Here is a 20,214-nt window from a genome sequence, read left to right as displayed (position 1 = left end):
ATTTGGTACATGATTACGGATGCCACGGTTGAGATCAACGCGCCGGCCGATGCCGTCTGGAAGGTGTTCAGTGACGTCGAGCGCTGGCCGGAGTGGACCGCCTCGGTGACCCGCCTGGTGGCGCTTGACAGTCCAGAGTTGCTCGTGGGCAACCGGTTCGAGATCAAACAACCACGCATGCCGAAGCTTGTCTGGGCCGTCACCGAGGTCTCGCCCGGCGAGTCGTGGACGTGGGTGCAACGCTCACCCGGCGGGCTGACCGTGGCGCAGCACCAAGTCCTCGCCGACTCCGGAACACGGACCCGCGTCCACCAACGGCTCGAACAGCGCGGTCCGGTCGGAGCGGTGGTCGGGCGACTGATGCGCTCGATGACGAGGCGCTACCTCGATCTCGAGGGCGCCGGCCTGAAAGCGCGGTGCGAGCATCTGCATCGGCTCGATGGCCCGACAGGCTGACCTCGAGCGTCGCCGGGAACTCCTCGACGCGCTGGTGACCGAGGTCGCGGTCCGCGGAATCGGCGGTCGGTCGCTTCGCGATCTCGCCGGGGCGGTCGGTACCAGTCACCGCATGCTGCTGCACCATTTCGTCTCGCGTGACGAACTGCTTGTGGCGATCGTCGGTGAGGTCGAGCGACGCCAGAGGGCGCTGATGCGGGAACTGCCGGCGGCGCCCGCAGACGCCATCGAGGCGATGTGGGCGAATCTGCGGCGGCCGGACCTGCGCTCGTTCGAGCGGCTCTTCTTCGAGTGCTATGCCCGCGGCGTGCAGGGCGAGCAACCGTTCGCCCGGATGTTGCCGGGTGCGGTCGACGACTGGCTCTCGGAGCAGCCGAACCGCGCGCCCGCAATGATGCGCCTCGGCCTGGCCGTTGTGCGCGGCCTGCTGCTGGACCTGGTCGCGACCGAGGATCTCGACGGCATCGACGCCGCGATCACCGCCTTCGCCGATCTAGTCCGCGCCGCCGACCGCGCTCGATGAGATCACTCCTCACTGCTGCGGCGCTGGCCGATGAACGCGAGCAGGCGGGGGTCATCGGAGGTGAACACGTCGACCTCTTCGCCTCCGTCGCAGCGCAACAGTGCGACCGTCACGCTGTTCTCCCGCCGGGCGCGGACCTCCCAGATGGCCCCGGAGTCCTGCCACCGCTGCAAATCCGCAATTCGGTCCACCGGCATGCACCTACCATCCCACCGTATGGGTGAGCGCCCAAACATCGAGATCGCCCGGGTCTACGACCAGCCCAGCGGCGAGGGCACGCGGGTGCTCGTGGACCGGTTGTGGCCGCGGGGATTTCGCAAAGGCGATGCCCGAATCGGCCGATGGCTGCCGGCGGTCGCCCCGTCGGCCGAACTGCGGCGCTGGTATTCGCATCAGCCGGAACGGTTCGACGAGTTCGCCGCCCGCTACGCCGCCGAACTGGACACCGAGGAGGGCGCTGCGGCACTGGCCGAGCTACGTGCGCTCCTCCGCCAAGGACCGGTGGTGCTGGTGACCGCCACCCGCAACGTCGAGCAAAGCCAAGCCGCCGTCTTACGCACGCTGCTCTCGCGGGCGGCGTGAGACGATCGGTCAATGCCTCCGGAAATCTCGCGATGACCGTCGTTCTGGCCCTGCGCTGCGCGGACGGGCTGGTGATGGCCTCCGACTCGCAGATCACCGACCCCGTGCGGGGGCTGAGTTATCCGGCCCAGAAGCTGCATCCGCTCGGCGGACGCGCCGCGTGGGGCGGCAGCGGATCGCGCGCCGTGCTCTACGACCTCGAGCAGATCTTCGACAATGAACCGGACGCGATCATGGAGGCGCCCGACGTCGGCCATGCCCTCCAACAGCGGGTCCTGCCCGTGCTCGAGCACCACTATCGAACTTTCATCGCCGACGTGCCGGCGGGCAAACCCGGCGCCACTCCGGCGACCTACGTCCTCGCAGCCGGCTACGCGGGCGGCGAGCCGTTCATCATCGACATCGATCCGCACGGTCTGATCGGGCACTACGAAGAGATCGGGTTCCACGCTGTGGGTAGCGGATCTCCGATGGCCCAGCAGGCCCACGCGCTGCTGGCGCACTTCGGCATGGCCGAACGCGATGTCAACTACGGCGTCGTGGCCGCGTTGCGCGTCCTCGACGCCCTCGACGCGTCCTCGCCCAGTGTCGGCGGGCCCATGGACATCTGCCGCATCACGCCGGAGGCGGCCGAGCACCTCGACGAGGATGCCGTCTCCGAGGTCCGTCGACGGGTGCACCGGTGGACCGAACTCGAACAGCGTGCCCTCGACGACTTGTTCGGCTGACGGCCGCACGCCGGCGACCAAGAATGACGAGGAAGGTAAGTCTTGCCTTACTCGGTCCGGTAGGCTCGACGGGCGATGACCGAGATTGACGACGCACCCGCGCCCGTTCTTCCGCGGGAACTGACGAACATTTCCGATGCGGTGCGGGAGGTCGCGGCGCCGCCGACACCGGTCCTCGCCGATCCCTACTTCATCAGGGTCGCCGATGCGGACGCGGACGCGGAGATGGTCTCGGAGTGGATGAACCGTCCGCATCTGGTGGAGGCGTGGGAGTACGACTGGCCGCCCGAGCGCTGGCACCGGTACTTGAGCGCGCAGCTGGCCGGCGAGTACTCCAGGCCGCTGATCGGCAGTTTCCGCGGCCAGCCGTTCGCCTACATCGAGCTGTACCGCGCCGCCAAGGATTCGATCGCGCCGCGCTATGACGCCGACCCGCACGACATCGGACTGCACGCGGCGATCGCCGACATGCGGTTCGTCAATCGCGGTATCGCGCCGATCCTGTTGCCGCGGTTGACCGCCAACATCTTCGAGCTCGACCCGCAGTGCCGGCGAATCATGTTCGATCCCGACCATCGGAACAAGGGCGCCCGCGATGTGTGCGAGTACGCCGGCTGCGAATTTCTCGGCGAGCACGACATGTCGAACCGCCGCATGGCGCTCTATGCACTGCCGCGCAGTTCTTAGCGCGAGCCTTTTTAGCGCGAGCAGACGCAAAGTGCCCTGAAAACCCGTGAAAATGGGGCAGTTTGCGTCTGCTCAGCAGGCTTGCGCTCCGCCGGCTTCTGGTCGACCGAGATCAGGGCAGCTGGTTGAACTCGGCGTACCCGTCGTGGTCGGGCTTCATACCGGCGGCCACCAACTCCCACAGCACCTCGTCAGTGCCACCGCCGACGCGGGCCAGTTTCATGTCGCGCCACCATCGGCCCAACGGGGTTTCGTCGACGAGATAGCCGGAGCCGCCGAAGATGTGCATGCACTCGTTCATCACCTCTTCACCGAGGCGGGCCGCGTTGACCTTCATGGCCGCGGCGGTGCGCAGGTCCAGCTTCCCGGTCGCGGCGATGCCGTCGAGGGCGTAGCGCAGCATGTCGACGCGCGCCTGTAGGTCGGCCATCCGCATCCGGAGGGCCTGGTGTTCGTACAGCGAGTGGCCGAACTGGCGCCGAGCCATCATGCGCGCCAACGTGATACCGATGACGCGTTGGGCCGAGGTCGAGATCAGACCAGCCACCGACATCCGCTCCTGCGCGAGACCCCAGGAAATCGCGGCCAGCCCGATTCCCGGCCGGGCCACCAGGGCATCGGCGGGCACCCAGGTGTCGATGTGCACGGCTGCGGTGTCGAGCGGGCCGGCACCGACTTTGCGGTACGGGGTTTGAACCTCGCACTGCGCCAGGGGAACTGCGATCACGACCACGCTGCCGTGCTTGCTGTCCGGGTCGTGGTCGACGCTACGGGCCACGCACATGACGTGGTCGGCGATGGGGGAGAGCGAGACGAACTTCTTGATGCCCTTGACCTCGAAACCGTCACGCACGGAGCGGACTTCGGTTCCGACGATCTGCAGGTCGGACCCGCCGGACTGCTCGGAGGCGCCGATGCACAGCACCGCCTCGCCGCGGATGGCCTGCTCGGCGATCTCCTTCAGGTAATCCGATTTGCCGAAGCGGCGCAGGATCGCGATCGCCGAGTCATGCAGGCCCACTCCGACGCCGATACCCGCCGAGCCCAATAGCCCCAGCTTTCTGGCCAATTCGATGACCTTCGCGACGTCGGACTGCTGCTGCCCCGGCGGCCACTTGGCGGAAAAGATGCCGGACTCGCCGAGGTATTCGATGAGCTTACGCGGAAAGCGTTCCGTCTCTTCGGCTTCCGCTGTCCACGCGGTGACCCGGTCGTCGAAGACGCGTTCGAGCAGCTCGCGATAGTCCTCGGCCGGCGGTGCGCCGGGCGCTTCGGCGGTGGCCGTCATCGGCTTGCTCCCTCCAGGGTGCGTTTGACTTCGAGCCGGCGCAGCTTGCCCGACGAGGTGCGGGGCAGCGCACCGGGTTTGAGGAACACCACGTCGGCGGGAACCACGCCGCAGTGCGACGCGACCCGCGCCACGACCGCGCTGCGTGCGGCGGGCTCGTCGTCACCCTTGAACTCCGCGGCGATCACCAGACCGGGCCGCGCCGACGTCTCACCGGTGCCCACGGCCACGACGCAACCATCACGGATCCCGTCGATCTCCCCGGCGATGCGCTCGATCTCGGTGGGGAACACGTTGCGCCCCGCGACCGTGATGAGCTCCTTGGCGCGGCCGCAGACGACCAGCCCGTCGTCGGTGAGGTAGCCGAGATCCCCGGTCGGTAGCCACGCGTGCCGGTCGAGTGGGGCTTCACCGACGTACCCCGTCATCAGCGATGTGCCACGGACCTCGACCTCACCGACCTCGCGACCGGTTACTTCGGTGGTGTGCGCCACGTCGGCGTTGATGCGGATCTCCATACCGGGAATCGCGTGCCCGAGCACCGCGAAGCTTCGGGTGGACTCACCCGCCTCGGCGCTGACCGTGACGTCATCGACGCAAAGCCCGGAGAACGGCTCGGGAACACTGACCGCGCATGTGGATTCGGCCAGACCGTACGACGGAGCCAGAGAAGACGGGTTGAAGCCGAAGCGGGTCATCTCGTCGGCGAAACGCTGATAGCCGATGCAGTCGACGGGCTCGCCGCCGTTGAGCGTGAAGCCGAGGTTGCTCAGATCGAAACCCTTCAGGCTTCCCGCGTACTTGCCGATCAGGTTGAACGCCATATTCGGCGCGGCGGTCATCGTCGCTTGACTCTCGGTGAGCCATTGGAGCCAGTTGAATGGTGACGCGGCGAAGGCGGAGGTGGGCGCTTGCCAGAGGTCCGCCTGGCCAAGCGTGGCCGTCAGGAGGAACGCCAGCCCCATGTCGTGGTAGATCGGCAACCAACTGTGCAGGCGGCATCGGTCGTCGACGTTGACCCGGGCGACCAGCCCGCGCAGGTTGGCCAGCGACGCGGCCGGCGAGATCATCGCCGTGCGAGGTGTTCCCGTCGACCCGGCGGTGCCTTGCAGGATCGCGACGTCCGCACTGTCGGGACCGCGGAACGTCGTCGAACGACGTGGGTGACCGGCCTCGGCGAGATCGTGGACCGCGATCGAGTCGGCGTGCTTGCGCAACAGCTGCAACTCGGGGCCGTGGCTGAACGCGGTCGTCACGCCGATGGAGCGGAACCGGTCCAGAGTGGTCTGCGCCCACTGCTCGGGGTCGGCGCGGCGGATGGGTCCGGGAAGGATCGACAACCCGGCACCGGCGAAGAACGCGCCCGGGATGGCCGCGATGAACTCGACTGTGGGATCACCGATCAGCCCGACCGCTGCGGCTTCGTCGGTGGTGATCCGTTCCGCGATGTTCTCGGCCCGCGCGTGCACCTCTGACCAGGAATGCTGCGCCCACTTACCGGTTTCGGCATCGAGCACCGACAGGGTGGTCGACGCCCCCGACATCGCCGTCGAGAGGGCCGCTGCGAGTTCGGTCACGAGTTTGTCGGTGCCGCAACCGCTTTGGCCAGGATGGCCGCTTCCAGATCGCCGACGGTGTCGCAGCTGAGCAGGTCCTCTTCGCTCAGCGCAACCCCCAGCCGATCCTCGATCGCCACCATCCCGACCGCGAACGCGACCGAGTCGAGACCGACGTCGTCGATCAGCCGGGAGTCACGGGTGACTCGTCGAACATCGACGTTCATGTCGTCGCGCAGGATCTCGGCGAGCGCGACGCTGACGGCTTCTGGAGTAGACGGGTTCACGGCCAGCGACGGTACTACGTCGACTCAGGTAAGGCTAGGCTTACCCTGCAGTCCCGTGGGCGTTTTCACAGCCGGCCGCCGATCCACCAGCCCGCCGCGGCCGCCGCCAGGCCCAGCGCGAGGCTCACGAGAATGTTGGCCACCGCGAGACCGCCCCGGCGTTCCACGCCAAGCTCGAGGGTCTGCAGCATCCAGGTCGAGAACGTGGTGTAGGCGCCGACGAGTCCGACGCCGGCCAGCAATGCGATATCGGGCCCGAGGTCGAGGCCGGCGAGCAAGCCGAGGACCAGCGCGCCCGAGATGTTGACGACGAAGATTCCGGACGGAAAGACCCCAGTCAGGCGGCGCGCCACCGCGCGGTCCACGACGAAGCGCAACACCGCCCCGACCCCGCCGAGGACCGCGACGCCCAGCCACACCGCGACGGTCATCGCCGTGCCCATCTCGAACCCAACCAGGCCACGCCCAGGCCCGCGATGACGCTGGCGGCGGCGTAGCCGACCGCCAACCCGAAATGCTCGCGCTCGATCATCCTGAGCATTTCGACCTGCATGGTGGAGAACGTGGTCAGTCCCCCGCACAGCCCGGTACCCAGCAACGGGCGGCGGTAACTGTCCTCGGGCAGCCGGGTGGCCACGTATCCCAACACGAACGCGCCGACGATGTTGACCGCGAAGGTGGGCCATGGCCAGTGCCCGGGTTCCGGCGCGACGAGCGTCTCGATCGCCGCGCGCGCGACGGTGCCCAGCGCGCCGCCGACGAACACAGCCAGGAGTTCACGGCCGTCGTAACCACGCACAAGGGTCAGTATGGTCGGGCAGCTCATCACACGTCGCGTCCCGCGGTGGAGGACAATCGAGTGCATGGCGGCCAACCCCCGCGCCGGACAGCCGGCGCAGCCCGAGGACCTCATCGACGTCGCCCAGGTGGTGACCGCGTACTACACCCGCGAACCCGACCCCGACAACGTCGATCAGCAAGTGGTGTTCGGCACGTCCGGACACCGCGGCTCGAGCCTCGACGCAGCGTTCAACGAGGCGCACATCCTGGCCACCACGCAGGCCATCGTCGAATATCGCGCCGCGCAGGGCACCACCGGACCGCTGTTCATCGGCCGCGACACCCATGCCCTCTCGGAGCCGGCCTGGGCTTCCGCGTTGGAGGTGCTGGCCGCCAACGACGTTGTGGCGATGATCGATTCGGCAGACCGATACACGCCGACTCCGGCAGTCAGCCACGCGATCCTGACGTTCAACCAGGGCCGTGACGGCGATCTTGCCGACGGGATCGTCGTCACGCCCTCGCACAACCCTCCGCGCGACGGTGGCTTCAAGTACAACCCGCCCCACGGCGGGCCCGCCGACACCGATGCCACCGGTGCGATCGCCCGACGGGCCAACGAGCTGCTACAGGGCGGGCTCAAAGACATCAAGCGGATGCCGCTGGGCCGCGCGATGCAGACCGCCCAGCGCCACGACTACCTCGACGCCTACGTCGCCGACCTGTCCAACGTCGTCGACGTGCACGCGATCAGCGCCGAGGGCATCCGCATCGGCGCGGATCCGCTGGGTGGCGCCAGCGTCGACTACTGGGCCGCGATCGCCGAACGCCACAACCTCGAACTGACGGTGGTCAACCCGCTCGTCGACGCGACATGGCGGTTCATGACGCTGGACACCGACGGCAAGATCCGGATGGACTGCAGCTCACCGAATGCGATGGCCAGCCTGCTTGGGGCGATCAGCGCCAACCCCGACACCTACCAGATCGCCACCGGAAACGACGCCGACTCCGACCGCCACGGCATCGTCACCCCCGACGGGGGCCTGCTCAATCCCAACCACTATCTCGCGGTGGCGATCGACTATCTCTACTCGCACCGGCCGTCGTGGCCGGCGTCGACCGCTGTCGGCAAGACCGTCGTCAGCTCGTCGATCATCGACCGGGTGGTCGCCGGGCTGGGACGCAAACTCGTCGAGGTGCCGGTCGGCTTCAAGTGGTTCGTCGACGGATTGCTCGACGGCACAATCGGTTTCGGCGGTGAGGAGAGTGCGGGCGCGTCGTTCCTGCGGCACGACGGGTCCGTGTGGACCACCGACAAGGACGGCATCATCTTGGCGCTGCTGGCCTCGGAGATACTGGCCGTGACGGGGGAGACGCCATCGCAGCGCTACACGGCGCTGGCCGAGAAGTACGGCGCGCCAACCTATGCCCGCGTCGATGCGCCCGCCGACCGGGAACAGAAGGCGCGGCTGGCCAAGCTCTCAGCCGAGCAGGTTTCGGCGACCGAACTGGCGGGCGAGCCGATCACCGCGAAGCTGACGACGGCGCCGGGCAACGGCGCGCCGTTGGGCGGGCTGAAAGTGACAACGGAGAACGCATGGTTCGCGGCGCGGCCGTCGGGCACCGAGGACGTGTACAAGATCTACGCCGAGTCGTTCAAGGGTCCAGAGCATCTGGCGGAGGTCCAGGAAGCGGCGCGTGAGGTGGTCAATAAGGTCATTGGGTGACCTCCGAGAGCGCCTGTGAGACGGCGTCCACGCCGAAGCTGCCGCGAGAGGTCTGGCTGCTGGTCGGGGCGAACGTGGTGGTCGCGTTGGGCTACGGCGTGGTGGCGCCGGTTCTGCCGCAGTACGCCCGCCACTTCGGGGTGAGCATCAGCGCCGCGACGTTCGTCATCACGGCGTTCGCGCTGATGCGGTTGATCGCCGCGCCGCCGGCCGGGCTGCTGGTGCAGCGCCTGGGGGAGCGTCGCGTGTACATCAGCGGCCTGCTGATCGTCGCGCTGTCCACCGCGGCGTGCGCATTCGCGCAGACGTACTGGCAGCTGCTGGCGTTCCGCTCGATCGGCGGCCTGGGCTCGGCGATGTTCACGGTGTCGTCGCTGGGCTTGATGATCCGGATCTCGCCGTCGGACGCGCGCGGCCGGGTCGCCGGACTGTTCTCCAGTGGGTTCCTCGTCGGTTCGGTCGGCGGCCCGGTGCTGGGCAGCCTCACCGCCGGTTTCGGCCTGGCGGCCCCGTTCGTGATCTACGGGGCGGCGCTGCTGGTTGCGGCGGGCGTGGTGTTCGTCAGCCTGCGGGGGAGCACGATCGTGGCGGCCGAGGAGCCGACGGATCGGGCGGTATCGGTCCGGCGGGTGCTTCGCCACCGTGCGTACCGCGCGGCATTGTTCTCGAACTTCAGCACGGGTTGGGCGGCGTTCGGGTTGCGCATTGCGCTGGTGCCGCTGTTCGTGGTCGAGGGCCTCGGCTATGGCGCGGGTGCCGCGGGCCTGGCGCTGGCGACGTTCGCGATCGGCAACGTCTCGGTGGTGATCCCGAGCGGGTATCTGTCGGACCGGATCGGCCGCCGCAAGCTGCTGATCGTCGGGCTCACCGTGTCCGCGGTGTCGACGATCCTGGTGGGCTTCACGTCATCTCTGCCGATCTTCCTCGTTGCGGCGTATGTGACGGGTGCGGCGACGGGCATCTTCGTCTCCCCGCAGCAGGCCGCGGTGGCCGACATCGTCGGGAACAAGGCGCGCGGCGGGACCGCGGTCGCGACCTTCCAGATGATGGCCGACCTCGGGTCGATCATCGGATCGCTGGTTGTCGGCCAGATCGCCGAGCACGCGTCGTTCGGCTGGGCTTTCGTGGTCAGCGGGGCGATCCTCATGGTCGCGGCGGTGGGATGGATGTTCGCGCCTGAGACGCGGGGTCGGCCTGCTGTGCACACGCCCGCCCGCGCGCTGGGACCCGAGGCGGGCGGAGAAGTGCCGTAACCAGCGATTTTGAGCGCTTCCCGCAGGTGGTGTAACTTCGATGGGCACGACTTCAGGGGCTATGGCGCAGCTGGTAGCGCACCACACTGGCAGTGTGGGGGTCAGGGGTTCGAGTCCCCTTAGCTCCACTCAGAAATTGCAGGTCAGAAAGCATATATCGGGGCCTGCCCATGTGGACCTGCCGCGGACACCGAGGCGCACTCACTCGAAGGCGATTACGCCACGGACATTCTTGCCGGCCCGAAGGTCTCTCATCGCATCGTTGATGTCGTCGAGCTTGTACATCTGGGTGACCAGTTCGTCGAGCTTGATGGTGCCCGCTTCGTACATCGACAACAGTTTCGGCATGGCGTCGCGGGGGTTCATCTCGCCGTAGAGCACGCCTTTCAGGGTCTTACAGGAACTGACCATGTCGGGCAGGATCAGCGGGACCATCATGTCGCTGATCTTCGCCATGCCAGTGAGTACGCACGTGCCGCCCTTGCGAAGCAGCATCATTGCCATCATCACCAGGTCGGGTGGCACCACACCGGGTGTCAGCACGACACGGTCGGCCATGACGCCCCACGTGATCTCTTTGACGAGATCCAGCGCGGCGCCCGCGTCGACGGCGGTGTGCGTGGCGCCGAAGGTGGGTGCGATCTCGCGTTTGAACTCGTTGGGGTCGACGGCCACGATGTGCTTCGCGCCGGCCACCTTCGCGCCCTGTACGGCGTTCATGCCGATTCCGCCTACGCCAATGACGACGACGGTGTCACCGGGTGCGGTGCCCGCGGCCACGGATCCGGAGCCGAAACCTGTTGTCACTCCGCAGGACACGAGTGAAGCGGCCTCCAGCGGGATCCAGTCGTGGATCTTGACCAGGGACCGCTCGGACGCGACCACGTACTCGGAGAAGGTGCCGACCTGCATCATGGCCATCAGGTCCTCGTCGCCCAGATGGCGCCTACAGGTGCCGTCGGTGGTCATGGCCTTGCTGTAGAGGTTGGCGCCGACATCGCACAGGTAGGTGTATCCGCTGGCGCACCAGCGGCAGTTTCCGCACGCCGGCAGGAACGAGATCGCCACATGGTCACCGGGTTTGAGTGTCTTCACCTCCGGTCCGACATCCTCGACGACGCCCGATCCCTCGTGCCCGCCGAGCATCGGAAACCATTCGGGCACCGGCACGCCGGAGGCCCGCATCAGCTCCTCCATCTCGGGACTCGGCACGCTGTCCCCGGTGTAGAAGTGTTCGTCGGAGTGGCAGATGCCGGCGTAAGCCATCTTGACCAGCACCTCGCCCGCGCGCGGCGGATCCAGTTCGACGTCGGTGACTTCCCAATCGATGCCCACTCCGCGCAACACCGCGGCTCTTGATTTCATCTACGACTCCCTCGGCCAGGCAACGGACTTGGTTTCAGTGAAGATCTCCAGGCCTTCGATGCCGCACTGCCTTCCGATGCCTGACTGCTTGTAGCCGCCGAACGGGGCGTCGGCGCCGTACCAGAGACCACCGTTGATCCCCAGGGTCCCGGTGCGGATCCGACTTGCGACGGACTTGGCCCGGTCGAGGTCGTTGGCGAACACCACGCCCGACAAGCCGTAGACGGAGTCGTTGGCGATGCGCACCGCATCGTCGTCGTCGTCGAACCCGATGACGGACAACACCGGGCCGAAGATCTCCTCCTGGGCGATCGCCATCCGGTTGTCGACATCGGCGAAAACCGTTGGCTCGACGAAGAAGCCCTTGGGAAGGTGCTTGGGAACATTGCCGCCGGTGACCAGCCGGGCACCTTCCTGTTTGCCCTTCTCGATGTAACCCATCACCCGGTCCTGCTGGCGTTTCGACACCTGCGGACCTTGCAGCACGGATGGATCGGTGGGATCGCCGTACTTGTTCTTCTCCATCGCGACCTTGACGATCTCGACCGCCTCGGCGTAGCGGGAGTTCGGCACCAGCAGGCGGGTCGGCATGGCACAGCCCTGCCCGGCGTGCATCGAGATGAACGCGCTGCCGCCGATCGAGGCGCTGATATCACCGTCGTCGTCGAGCACCAGGTATACCGACTTACCACCGAGTTCCAGGAACGTCGGCTTCACAGTTTCGGCGGCGGCCTTCATGATCCGCCGCCCGGTCGCGGTCGACCCGGTGAACGCGACCATGTCCACCAGGGGAGAGGTCGACAGGACCTCGCCGACCAGATGGTCCGAGGAGGTGACGATGTTGATCACCCCTGGCGGAATGTCGGTCTGTTCGGCGATGATCCGGCCGATGCGGGTGGCGTTCCACGGGGTGTCGGGTGCGGGCTTGAGCACCATCGTGTTGCCCATGGCGAGAATCGGGCCGATCTTGTTGAGGATGATCTCGAACGGGAAGTTCCACGGCGTGACGACGCCTACGACACCGACGGGTTCCTTCCACACTTCGCGGGTGGCGAGGGCCCCCATGCCGAACGCATCCTTGTCTGGAAGCGGTCTCTTCCAGGCGAATTGGCTGATCATGTCCGTCGGCCACGTCAGCGCCTCCTTGAGCGGCACGTCGAGTTGGGGCCCGAAAGTGCTCAGCAGCGGGCAGCCGGCCTCCGCGATGAGCTCGCTGCGGATCTCCTCGCGCTCGGCCTCCAATGCCGCTTGCAGTTGACGGAGCCCCGCAGCCCTGGCCTCGCCGTTGCGTGACCAATCGGTCTCGTCGAACGCCCGACGCGCCGCTGCCACGGCACGCTCCATGTCGGCGCGGGTGCCGTCGACGGTGCGGCCGAGCACTTCCTCGGTGGCCGGATTGATGTTGTCGAACTGGCGGCCCGTTTCGGATTCGACGAGCTTGCCGTCGATGAGCATGCGCGATTCGTGTGTCACCGAGATTCCCTCACCACTGTCGAAGTTCGGCCACCGCGCCCGACGGTCGAGGAGCCAATGTCAGATGGGGAATGAAACTGCTGTTCCCGCACGCGAGTACGGAGTGCACCGTCTCGACGAGATGCTCGGCTTCGACGAGGCCGCCCTGCATGTAGCCATGCTCCATCCAGTACCGGATGGCGTTTTCCATCGCCTGGGGATCCCAGGTCTTGTTGAACTCTGTCTGGGAGTCACCTTCACCGCCGAAGCAGTCACCGACCGCCAGCCTGGTGAAGCCGATGTTGGGATGCTCGATGCGCCAGGCCTCGACGAGCTTGTCCAGTGCCGCCTTGGACACCGCGTAGGCACCGAGCAACGGCCACGGCGCAGAGTACGACGCGCTCAACGACGAAAGGTAGACCGCCGAACCGGCGGCTGCGGCGAGATGGGGTGCCGCCGCCGCGGTGATGAGTGAGGCGCCGGTGACGTTGGTGGCGAACAGGTTTGCCCACTGTTCGGCGGTCACCTCGGTGAGTGGCGCGAGGACGCCGACACCGGTGGTGTAGACGAGTGCATCCAGGCCGCCGAAGTTCTCCACGACCTCTGCCATGGCCCGCTGGCAGGCGTCTCTGTCGGTGACGTCGCATGCGACGGCTGCCGCGCCGTTGCCCGCTTCCTTCGCCGCGTTGACCAGGCGATCATGGCGTCTTGCCAGGAAGGCAACGCGCGCTCCTCTTTTTGCCAGCCCCATTCCGATGCAGCGACCCAGGCCCGCGGACGCTCCGACAACGGCTACTCGCTGTGGCGGGGCGGCTGGCATCAGATCTCCTTGAGATGAGGGCGAAGACACATTATCAGGTTGAGAGAAGAACGATAGTCGGATAATGAAAATCTACGTTTCCGCATGGCGTGGCCAACCTAGGCTAGTCAAAGCGCTATCGCTTCAGTACTTTTCGTGGCTCGGTGGCGAAGCTGAGCAGGAGCCGGTCGAGGATCTTCGCCGCTCTCGCACGCGCCCTGGCCGGACTTCTGGCATGCGCCACCAGGATCGCGCCCTCCTCGAGTGCTGCGACCAGCATGTGTGTCAACTCGGTCACTGGCAGATCGTCGATGACGCCTTCTGCGATGGCATTGCGGACCATCTCGTTGATCAGCGCGATGCTGTTGCCCTCCTGTATCGCGCGCAAGGCCTGCCAGCCGAGCACGACGGGGCCGTCGAGCAGCATGATGCGTTGTACCTCGGGCTCGAGTGCCGACTCGAGGAAGCCGTGCAGTCCCGCGCAGAGCCGCTCCCACGAGTCGGTACCGGATGGCGGGGAGGCCAACGATCGCAATGTGAGATCGCGCTCCACCTCCACGAACACCGCTCGGAAAAGCTCGGCCTTGTCTTTGAAGTGGTGATAGAAGGCGCCGCGGGTGCCGACGCCCGAGGTGGTGACCAGGTCGCCGATGCTGGTGTTGAAGTACCCCTGCTCCACGAATAAGGCGCGGCCGGCGTCGATGAGTTCGCGTCGGGTCTGGTCGCCGCGTGCCCGCCGCTCGGAGTCCGTCCCGCCACGTCTGGCCATGTTGTGCATGCTAGCAACATTCATCTTGTATGTTGCAGGTATGGCAGACGAACGTGCCCGCGCGTTTGGTTCGGTGGCTCCGCTGAAAGTCGGCTTGCTCAACGACTATCCGACCAGAACCGGAACCGATGACGACACGCTGGACACACTGCGGCTGGTTTTCGACGAAGCGGTCGCGGCCGGCGTTGTCGACCGGCCGATCGAGGTGGTGCAGCGCCACGTCGTCGGCCTGCCCAACGGCACGTACCACGCCGTCGAACGCGGATACGACGAGTTGGTCGCCGAAGGCTGCCTGGCGATCTTCGGTCCGTACATCTCTGACAATGCCGTGCCGCTGACCGCGCATGCCAACCGGGTGGCCAAGGTTCCCAACATCATCCTGTCGGGGTCGGAGGGTGCCTTGGGCGAGTGGACGTTCGCCCTCAACAACGGGTCGATGCCCGAGGAGCCGGTGATGCTGGCCGCGGTGTTGCTCGGTGACGGAAGGTCGCGGCTCGCCATCGCCTATGAAGAATCGCTGATCGGCAAGGAGTATCTCGCCTTCGCCGAAAAGGTCTACTCTGCTGCGGGTTTGAAGGTCGTGACCGTTGTGGCCATTCCACAGGTCGAAGCCGACAAGGCTGGGGTGGTTGCCGAACTGCGCGCGGCCGAACCCGACGCAGTCGTGCACGTCGGTTTCGGTCACGGATTGTGGGGTTTCTCGGACGCACTGCTGGCCGCCGGCTGGGACACGCCGCGCTACACCACCACCGCCTTCGAGATGGCGCACATCAACGCCGAATGGATGCGGCAACTGCGCGGTTGGATCGGGTTGGACAGCTACGACGAGCGCAACCTCGTCGGCCAGGCCTTCCTGGACCGGTTCGAGACACGCTTCGGTCGTCGACCGACGAACTCGATGCCCGGGCTCTGCCACGACGTGGCGACCGTGATCGCACGGGGTCTGGGGGCGGCGCGGCCGTTGACCGGCGCGGGTGTCAAGGACGGTATAGAGCAGGTGAAGCTCGTCCCGGCGGCGAGCGGCGCGCCAGGCACGTTCCTGCGGTTCGGCCGCTACATCAGGCAGGGCTGGCTCGGATCGGATTACCTGATCGCGCGTCGGGTGCTACCGGACGGCAGCGGACACGTCTTCCATGCGGCGCCGAGCGACAACATCGCACGCGCGGTTGGCGCCGTTGCCGCGCGCTGACTCGGCGGCGCGCTGAATCTCGGCCGCCCGCAGAGTCACACCGATCAACCTTTCGTAGACGAAGTTCGAGAGACTGCCGACAAAGCGTCGATCGCTGTGACCAGGGGAGTGAAAGTGACGGGCGGGTTTACGATAACGCCAACTGGATCGCCCCGAACACGGGCGCGGTGACGATTCCCGGCGGCTGGGCCAACACGTAGGGGATCGCCCGGACGGCGCCCATCGCGATCATCAGGTGTCCCGGCTGTGCATGCTGCCCGGTGGGTGCCTGTCCGTCCCATCCGACATCGAGTGCAAGCTCGAAGCTGGGCACGCCTTTGATGACGGCGCGGATCAACGGCGACTTCTCTCCGGGAGCCAGCGGCTTGAGTCCCCACTGCGGCAGGTCGCGGGTGAGCACCCATTCCTCGTGAATCGCGAGCAGCGGCCGATCCGACCAGTGACCGACCCACGAGAACCGCTGTCCCACCACCGTTCCCGCGTGAATCGTTCCGGCGAGCACCTCGATATCGTGCGGCAGCGTGGTGGCGTCGACCGACACCTTGACATGCGACAGCGTGATACCGAGAACATCGGCAGTCGCGTTGAGTGCCTGGCGGTATGCCATGTCGAGCTTCTTGATGATGGGTGAGTCGATGCCGACGTCTTCGGGCGGTCGGCCCATGCCCATGAGATCGACGAGCATTGGAAGGCTGTCGACGGCCGACACATCGGTGGCCTCGTAGAGGTCGATCCGGTCGATCGTCTTGCTCAGCCCCGTCACCGTCGCCACCAAGCGTTCAAACATGAATCCCGGATTCTCGCCGGCCGCGTGGAAGCGCGACTGCCCGTCGCGGCAGGCCGCCACGAATGCCGCTTCGGTCTCGGCGCCGTAGGTGGGCAGGTGGTTGTAGGACGTCGTGGTGATGACGTTGGTGCCCGACGCGAGGAGTCGGCAGATGTCCTCGGCGTTGGTGTCGACGGCATGGGCCTTGCTGGCGGCATGGACGACGACGTCGGCGCCCAACGCGAAGATCTTCTCCTTGTCCGCGGTGGCGAGCACCCCGGTCGTCGGCGGCAGACCGCACAGCGCTCCGGCGTCCTGGTCCGCCTTTGCCGGGTCGTACACCAGGACGCCGACCAGCTGGAAATCCGGATTTTCGATGAGTTCGGCCAGCGCGGCGCGACCGACCGCTCCGGTTGCCCATTGCACGACTCGAGTTGCCAATCGAACGCTCCCGGTTGAATTTTCGCGATGGGCATTGCCCGATTTCGGCCCAACCTACAGTATGGAGGTGGCAACCACCAGGGTGTATGTTGATACCGGCCGACCAGCGGTGAGGAGTCGTCACATGTTCGAGCCGGCGAGCGTCGAGGAACTCGAGCAGAGCATTCGCGACGCGCAGGACAAGTTCAACGAAGGCATGGGCGCCGACGGTGATGCCTCGCCGTATCCGTTGCTCAAGGAACTGCGCGCGCAGGCGCCGGTGCATGCGGGATGGCCGGAGGCGGGCATGGTCGGCAATTCCGGCGACGGGCCACCGACCTTCACGGCGTACACGTTCGACACCGTCAAGGCGATTTTCACCGACAACATCACCTTCAGCACGCGCTGCTACGAAGACGTCGTCCGGCCACTGCAGGGCCCGACGATCCTCGAGATGCAGGACCCCGAACACGCGGTCTACCGCAAGCTGCACGAGTTCGCGTTCGCGCGCTCGTCGATGAAGCGGTGGGATACCGAATTGGTTGGCCCGCTGGTGGATCGGACCATCGCGAAAATCAAGGACGCCAAGCGGGCGGATCTCGTCGATGCGGTGTTCATGCCGATTCCGGTGCGGGTGATCGCCGCTCTGCTCGGCCTGCCCGATTCCGATGTGCTGCACTTCCATCGGCTCGCGATCGACCTGCTGGGCTTCCGCGGCGACATGGATTGCGCGATGCGGGCGTCGGCGACGATGAAGGAGTACTTCGTCGGGATTCTCGCCGAGAAGCGCCAAACGCCAAAGGACGACATGGTGTCCATCCTCGCGGGTGCGGAGATCAACGGCGTGAAGATGTCCGACGAGCAGATCTACGGCTTCATGCGAAATCTGCTGCCCGCTGGTGCAGAAACCACGTCACGCTCGACCGCCAGTCTGGCGTATGCGCTGCTCACCCACCCCGATCAGCTCGATGTCGTGCGCAACGACCGTAGCCTGCTGCCGCAGGCCATCGAGGAGGGCATCCGGTGGGAAACCCCGCTGCTCAACTTCATGCGGGAGGTCACCCGTGACACCGAGATCGGCGGCGTCCAGGTCCCCGAGGGCGCGACGATGATGCTCAGTCTCGGCAGCGCCAACCACGACGAAACGCGGTGGACTGAACCGGAGAAGTTCGACATCTTCCGGGAACGCAAGCCGCACATCGGATTCGCCCATGGCGCCCACGTCTGCCTGGGCATGCATCTGGCTCGCCTCGAAACCACCAAGATTTTCAACGCCCTGTTCGACGAGTTGCCCGGTCTGCGTCTCGACCCCGATGCGCCGCGGCCGTACATCACCGGCTCCATGTTCCGGTCGCCGCCACGCCTCGACGTGGTGTGGGACTGAGGACGCGTTGACATGACACGGGTGATTCAGTGGGCGACCGGCGTCACCGGCATGATGTCGCTGCGCCACGTCATCGGGCGCCGCGATCTCGAACTGGTGGGCGTGCGCGTCTACGACGACGCGAAGGCCGGCGTGGACGCGGGCACCCTGTGTGGGCTGGGCGAGACCGGGCTGCGCGCCACAGCTGATCGCGACGAGATCATCAACACCGACGCGGACGTGGTGCTCTACATGGGCAAGGTGGAAACCGACACACCCGGTTGCTTTGCCGACGTCTGCGACCTGCTCGCATCGGGTAAGAATGTGGTCGCGACCGGCAGCAGGTTCATCCATCCACGCTCACTGCACGAATCGCTTGCCGAAGGCATCGAAAGTGCCTGCACGGCAGGGAAATCATCGTTCCTCGGGCTGGGTCTGTACCCCGGTTTCGTGGGGGAGACGCTGGCGCCGCTGCTGTCGCGGCTGACGCAGCGGACGAGCCGCATCAGTGTCCGCGAGGTGCTCAACTACTCGACGTACGCCAGTCACGATCTGATCTTCAACGCCATGGGCTTCGGGCATGCGCCCGACGACACCACGCCGCTCCTGAGCAATACGGAGTATGCGGCGAGCGCGTGGATCGGCAGCGCGACCGTGCTCGCCGAGGCGCTTGGACTGAAGCTCCGTTCGGTGCAAGGGTTTCGCGAGGTCGTGACGACACCGCGCGCCTTGACCGTCGCGGCGGGCGAGATCCCGGTAGGCACGGTCGGCGCCGTGCGATTCGGTGTCGTCGTCGACTGCGGTGAGACCACGATGTCGGTTGAGCATCTCACCCGCATGGCCGACGACCTCGCCCCGGACTGGCCGAGCGAGATCGGGTACGAGGTCACCTTCGAAGGCGAGCCGAACCTGCGGGTCCACCTCGAAATCGGTTCTCACGACCAGGATCACGCCGAGCAGGGCTGCCTGGCCACCGCGATGCATGCGATCAATGCGATACCTGTCGTCGTCGCGGCCAAACCCGGACTCTACGACCTGTCCGCCATTGCGCCGTTTGTTGCGCACTGGACGAACCGCACGGCTACGTGACGTTTCCGAAGCCGGTATGGCTGCGGATCAACGGCAGATCCGCCATGGTCGCGAAGCCGGCGGGCGCGGCGCAGACGGCCGGGATGGCGTTGACGACCTGCATCGCCACCGTGATGAGGCCGGCGCGCACATGTTCCTCGATCGACGCCTCGCGCGAGAAGCTGGCCAGCGGAAAGAAATGTGTACGCATGGACGGATCGCCCTCGATGGTCAACGTCCAACCGTCCGACGGCTTGGGCCAGTGGTCGGGATACTCACCACCGACGGTCCAGAGCGTCTCGAATTCGATCAGCGGCACCCCGTCGCGATGGCCGACGAAGTTCCAGCGCTGTCCCGCCGTCGTGCCCTGCCGAACCACGTGGTCGAAGATCTGCAGGTCCTTGCTCGCCGGCACGGTCTCCAGGGTCACCGAGACGTCGTCGATGTCCGCGTTCAAGGTGTCGGAGAGGAACCAGGTCTGCTCGACGAACAGCTTCGTCAGGAATGCCAGGTAGGCGTTGGCCGTGGGCGTCACCTCATCGACCGGCCGGCCGAACCACATTCCGTCGAAGGTGATCTCGGTGCTCTCCCACAGCGTCCAGTCGGCCCTCTCCTGCAGGGTCACCCGCTCGATCGTGCGGCTCATCCCCGACAGCGCGAGAGGCAGCACGCCGGACAGATTGCCCGGGTTGAGCCCGCTGCCATGAATGGTGCTGTTGCCCTTCATGCACGCCGCCGTCAACCTTTCCCGGTCGGCCTCCGGAATGCGGCGTGGATGGAACAAGAACGACGGCGTCGCCACGTTCTTGCCGCTCTCGAGGAGAGCGCAGACATCGTCGAGGTCGGTGAACGACGGTGCGTACAACACGAGATCGGCGTCGAGCGCATGGATCGCTGCGACGTCGGTGGTGGCGGCGACGCCGATCGGCGCCCTGTTGACGAGCGTTCCGACGTCAACCCCGTTCTTGGCCTCGGAGTACACGCGAGCGCCGACCAACTCGAGGTCAGGGCGGTGATCGAGGATGGCGGTGACCATTTCGGTGCCGACGGCCCCGGTGGCCCACTGGATGATCCGCAACCGGCGGGTGCTGGCGGTCATGACCATCACTATTCCATGGCATCACCGGTGATAACGTTTGTTCTCAAATACCGG

22 protein-coding genes and 1 tRNA gene are annotated in these 20,214 nt (G+C 66.4%); 11 read left to right on the top strand and 12 right to left on the bottom strand.

Annotated features, from left to right (window positions below; translation table 11 throughout):
- The first annotated feature begins 9 nt into the window (after nt 1-9).
- Together AU187_RS21105 and AU187_RS21100 are read left to right on the top strand one after the other, a co-directional pair.
- Complete coding sequence (locus tag AU187_RS21105; RefSeq protein ID WP_059100985.1) at nt 10-456, top strand: SRPBCC family protein; 447 nt, start codon at nt 10-12, stop codon at nt 454-456.
- On the top strand, nt 440-979 hold the full coding sequence (locus tag AU187_RS21100; protein WP_059100984.1) for a TetR family transcriptional regulator: 540 nt from the start codon (nt 440-442) through the stop codon (nt 977-979). The genes AU187_RS21105 and AU187_RS21100 overlap by 17 nt, the downstream gene beginning before the upstream one ends.
- 2 nt (nt 980-981) lie before the next feature.
- Here AU187_RS21100 and AU187_RS21095 read toward each other — a convergent pair whose 3' ends face one another.
- Nucleotides 982-1,176, bottom strand: a complete 195-nt coding sequence (locus tag AU187_RS21095) for a hypothetical protein (RefSeq protein WP_059100983.1) — start codon at nt 1,174-1,176, stop codon at nt 982-984.
- Nucleotides 1,177-1,195: 19 nt separating this feature from the next.
- Between AU187_RS21095 and AU187_RS21090 the strand changes: the two genes are divergently transcribed.
- The 3 genes from AU187_RS21090 (at nt 1,196) to AU187_RS21080 (ending at nt 2,976) form a co-directional block, all read left to right on the top strand.
- Nucleotides 1,196-1,561, top strand: coding sequence for a DUF488 domain-containing protein (locus AU187_RS21090; protein WP_059100982.1), 366 nt, complete (start codon nt 1,196-1,198; stop codon nt 1,559-1,561).
- Between the two features lie 32 nt (nt 1,562-1,593).
- On the top strand, nt 1,594-2,289 hold the full coding sequence (locus AU187_RS21085; protein WP_059100981.1) for an Ntn hydrolase family protein: 696 nt from the start codon (nt 1,594-1,596) through the stop codon (nt 2,287-2,289).
- Between the two features lie 75 nt (nt 2,290-2,364).
- Nucleotides 2,365-2,976, top strand: a complete 612-nt coding sequence (locus AU187_RS21080) for a GNAT family N-acetyltransferase (RefSeq protein ID WP_059100980.1) — start codon at nt 2,365-2,367, stop codon at nt 2,974-2,976.
- Nucleotides 2,977-3,088: 112 nt separating this feature from the next.
- Here the strand turns inward: AU187_RS21080 and mbtN are convergent, their stop codons facing one another.
- The 5 genes from mbtN to crcB (AU187_RS21055) all read right to left on the bottom strand — a co-directional run bounded on the left by mbtN (nt 3,089) and on the right by crcB (AU187_RS21055) (nt 6,906).
- Nucleotides 3,089-4,264, bottom strand: a complete 1,176-nt coding sequence (gene mbtN, locus AU187_RS21075) for a mycobactin biosynthesis acyl-ACP dehydrogenase MbtN (protein WP_059100979.1) — start codon at nt 4,262-4,264, stop codon at nt 3,089-3,091.
- Complete coding sequence (gene mbtM / locus AU187_RS21070; RefSeq protein ID WP_082683935.1) at nt 4,261-5,841, bottom strand: long-chain-fatty acid--ACP ligase MbtM; 1,581 nt, start codon at nt 5,839-5,841, stop codon at nt 4,261-4,263. The genes mbtN and mbtM overlap by 4 nt, the downstream gene beginning before the upstream one ends.
- Nucleotides 5,838-6,107 (bottom strand): mycobactin biosynthesis acyl carrier protein MbtL, encoded by a 270-nt coding sequence (gene mbtL / locus AU187_RS21065; protein WP_082683936.1) that lies wholly within the window; start codon nt 6,105-6,107, stop codon nt 5,838-5,840. The genes mbtM and mbtL overlap by 4 nt, the downstream gene beginning before the upstream one ends.
- Before the next feature lie 65 nt (nt 6,108-6,172).
- A complete protein-coding gene (crcB, locus tag AU187_RS21060) occupies nt 6,173-6,550 on the bottom strand; it encodes a fluoride efflux transporter CrcB (protein WP_059167243.1) in 378 nt (125 codons plus the stop codon).
- Complete coding sequence (gene crcB, locus AU187_RS21055; protein WP_156425556.1) at nt 6,535-6,906, bottom strand: fluoride efflux transporter CrcB; 372 nt, start codon at nt 6,904-6,906, stop codon at nt 6,535-6,537. Before crcB (AU187_RS21055) ends, crcB (AU187_RS21060) begins: the two co-directional genes overlap by 16 nt.
- A 64-nt stretch (nt 6,907-6,970) precedes the next feature.
- Here crcB (AU187_RS21055) and pgm point away from each other — a divergent pair, with 64 nt between their 5' ends.
- The 3 genes from pgm (at nt 6,971) to AU187_RS21040 (ending at nt 9,998) form a co-directional block, all read left to right on the top strand.
- Nucleotides 6,971-8,617, top strand: coding sequence for a phosphoglucomutase (alpha-D-glucose-1,6-bisphosphate-dependent) (gene pgm / locus AU187_RS21050; protein WP_059100976.1), 1,647 nt, complete (start codon nt 6,971-6,973; stop codon nt 8,615-8,617).
- The gene (locus tag AU187_RS21045) at nt 8,614-9,870 is read left to right on the top strand and encodes an MFS transporter (protein WP_059100975.1); all 1,257 of its coding nucleotides are present in this window, start codon (nt 8,614-8,616) and stop codon (nt 9,868-9,870) included. The genes pgm and AU187_RS21045 overlap by 4 nt, the downstream gene beginning before the upstream one ends.
- A 55-nt stretch (nt 9,871-9,925) precedes the next feature.
- Nucleotides 9,926-9,998 (top strand) — tRNA-Ala (locus tag AU187_RS21040).
- A gap of 73 nt (nt 9,999-10,071) precedes the next feature.
- On the opposite strand, the gene AU187_RS21035 is transcribed toward AU187_RS21040, so the two are convergent.
- From AU187_RS21035 to AU187_RS21020, 4 genes are all read right to left on the bottom strand, one after another.
- Nucleotides 10,072-11,235: an NDMA-dependent alcohol dehydrogenase gene (locus AU187_RS21035; RefSeq protein ID WP_059100974.1), complete on the bottom strand. Its 1,164-nt coding sequence runs from the start codon at nt 11,233-11,235 to the stop codon at nt 10,072-10,074.
- A complete protein-coding gene (locus AU187_RS21030) occupies nt 11,236-12,690 on the bottom strand; it encodes an aldehyde dehydrogenase family protein (protein WP_059101143.1) in 1,455 nt (484 codons plus the stop codon).
- A 28-nt stretch (nt 12,691-12,718) separates the two neighbouring features.
- Nucleotides 12,719-13,507 (bottom strand): SDR family oxidoreductase, encoded by a 789-nt coding sequence (locus tag AU187_RS21025; RefSeq protein WP_059100973.1) that lies wholly within the window; start codon nt 13,505-13,507, stop codon nt 12,719-12,721.
- A 115-nt stretch (nt 13,508-13,622) separates the two neighbouring features.
- The gene (locus tag AU187_RS21020) at nt 13,623-14,255 is read right to left on the bottom strand and encodes a TetR/AcrR family transcriptional regulator (protein ID WP_059101142.1); all 633 of its coding nucleotides are present in this window, start codon (nt 14,253-14,255) and stop codon (nt 13,623-13,625) included.
- A 40-nt stretch (nt 14,256-14,295) separates the two neighbouring features.
- Here AU187_RS21020 and AU187_RS21015 point away from each other — a divergent pair, with 40 nt between their 5' ends.
- The gene (locus AU187_RS21015; RefSeq protein ID WP_059100972.1) at nt 14,296-15,444 is read left to right on the top strand and encodes an ABC transporter substrate-binding protein; all 1,149 of its coding nucleotides are present in this window, start codon (nt 14,296-14,298) and stop codon (nt 15,442-15,444) included.
- Between the two features lie 127 nt (nt 15,445-15,571).
- Here AU187_RS21015 and AU187_RS21010 read toward each other — a convergent pair whose 3' ends face one another.
- Nucleotides 15,572-16,636: a dihydrodipicolinate synthase gene (locus AU187_RS21010; protein WP_059167242.1), complete on the bottom strand. Its 1,065-nt coding sequence runs from the start codon at nt 16,634-16,636 to the stop codon at nt 15,572-15,574.
- A 139-nt stretch (nt 16,637-16,775) separates the two neighbouring features.
- Between AU187_RS21010 and AU187_RS21005 the strand changes: the two genes are divergently transcribed.
- Entirely contained in the window at nt 16,776-18,014 is a 1,239-nt protein-coding gene (locus tag AU187_RS21005) for a cytochrome P450 (protein WP_059100970.1), read from the top strand.
- A gap of 12 nt (nt 18,015-18,026) precedes the next feature.
- On the top strand, nt 18,027-19,082 hold the full coding sequence (locus AU187_RS21000) for an NAD(P)H-dependent amine dehydrogenase family protein (RefSeq protein WP_059100969.1): 1,056 nt from the start codon (nt 18,027-18,029) through the stop codon (nt 19,080-19,082).
- Here the strand turns inward: AU187_RS21000 and AU187_RS20995 are convergent.
- Nucleotides 19,075-20,160: an NAD(P)H-dependent amine dehydrogenase family protein gene (locus AU187_RS20995; RefSeq protein WP_059167248.1), complete on the bottom strand. Its 1,086-nt coding sequence runs from the start codon at nt 20,158-20,160 to the stop codon at nt 19,075-19,077. The two genes, AU187_RS21000 and AU187_RS20995, sit on opposite strands and share 8 nt — an antisense overlap.
- Nucleotides 20,161-20,214 lie beyond the last annotated feature (54 nt).

Origin of the sequence: Mycobacterium sp. IS-1556, assembly GCF_001499985.1 — a bacterium.
Lineage (GTDB): Bacteria > Actinomycetota > Actinomycetes > Mycobacteriales > Mycobacteriaceae > Mycobacterium.
The sequence above is the reverse complement of the archived record's forward strand: the minus strand, read 5'-3'. Positions and strand labels throughout refer to the sequence as shown.

Bases quoted from the DNA above. Each gene is read 5' to 3' on its own strand.
- AU187_RS21095 (WP_059100983.1), bottom strand. From the start codon at position 1,176: ATGCCGGTGGACCGAATTGCGGATTTGCAGCGGTGGCAGGACTCCGGG.
- AU187_RS21035 (WP_059100974.1), bottom strand. From the start codon at position 11,235: ATGAAATCAAGAGCCGCGGTGTTGCGCGGAGTGGGCATCGATTGGGAA.
- AU187_RS21000 (WP_059100969.1), top strand. From the start codon at position 18,027: ATGACACGGGTGATTCAGTGGGCGACCGGCGTCACCGGCATGATGTCG.
- AU187_RS21100 (WP_059100984.1), top strand. From the start codon at position 440: ATGGCCCGACAGGCTGACCTCGAGCGTCGCCGGGAACTCCTCGACGCG.
- AU187_RS21025 (WP_059100973.1), bottom strand. From the start codon at position 13,507: ATGCCAGCCGCCCCGCCACAGCGAGTAGCCGTTGTCGGAGCGTCCGCG.
- AU187_RS21080 (WP_059100980.1), top strand. From the start codon at position 2,365: ATGACCGAGATTGACGACGCACCCGCGCCCGTTCTTCCGCGGGAACTG.
- AU187_RS21090 (WP_059100982.1), top strand. From the start codon at position 1,196: ATGGGTGAGCGCCCAAACATCGAGATCGCCCGGGTCTACGACCAGCCC.
- AU187_RS20995 (WP_059167248.1), bottom strand. From the start codon at position 20,160: ATGACCGCCAGCACCCGCCGGTTGCGGATCATCCAGTGGGCCACCGGG.
- AU187_RS21030 (WP_059101143.1), bottom strand. From the start codon at position 12,690: ATGCTCATCGACGGCAAGCTCGTCGAATCCGAAACGGGCCGCCAGTTC.
- AU187_RS21005 (WP_059100970.1), top strand. From the start codon at position 16,776: ATGTTCGAGCCGGCGAGCGTCGAGGAACTCGAGCAGAGCATTCGCGAC.
- crcB (WP_059167243.1), bottom strand. From the start codon at position 6,550: ATGGGCACGGCGATGACCGTCGCGGTGTGGCTGGGCGTCGCGGTCCTC.
- AU187_RS21085 (WP_059100981.1), top strand. From the start codon at position 1,594: ATGACCGTCGTTCTGGCCCTGCGCTGCGCGGACGGGCTGGTGATGGCC.
- AU187_RS21015 (WP_059100972.1), top strand. From the start codon at position 14,296: ATGGCAGACGAACGTGCCCGCGCGTTTGGTTCGGTGGCTCCGCTGAAA.
- mbtN (WP_059100979.1), bottom strand. From the start codon at position 4,264: ATGACGGCCACCGCCGAAGCGCCCGGCGCACCGCCGGCCGAGGACTAT.
- AU187_RS21105 (WP_059100985.1), top strand. From the start codon at position 10: ATGATTACGGATGCCACGGTTGAGATCAACGCGCCGGCCGATGCCGTC.
- AU187_RS21020 (WP_059101142.1), bottom strand. From the start codon at position 14,255: ATGGCCAGACGTGGCGGGACGGACTCCGAGCGGCGGGCACGCGGCGAC.
- pgm (WP_059100976.1), top strand. From the start codon at position 6,971: ATGGCGGCCAACCCCCGCGCCGGACAGCCGGCGCAGCCCGAGGACCTC.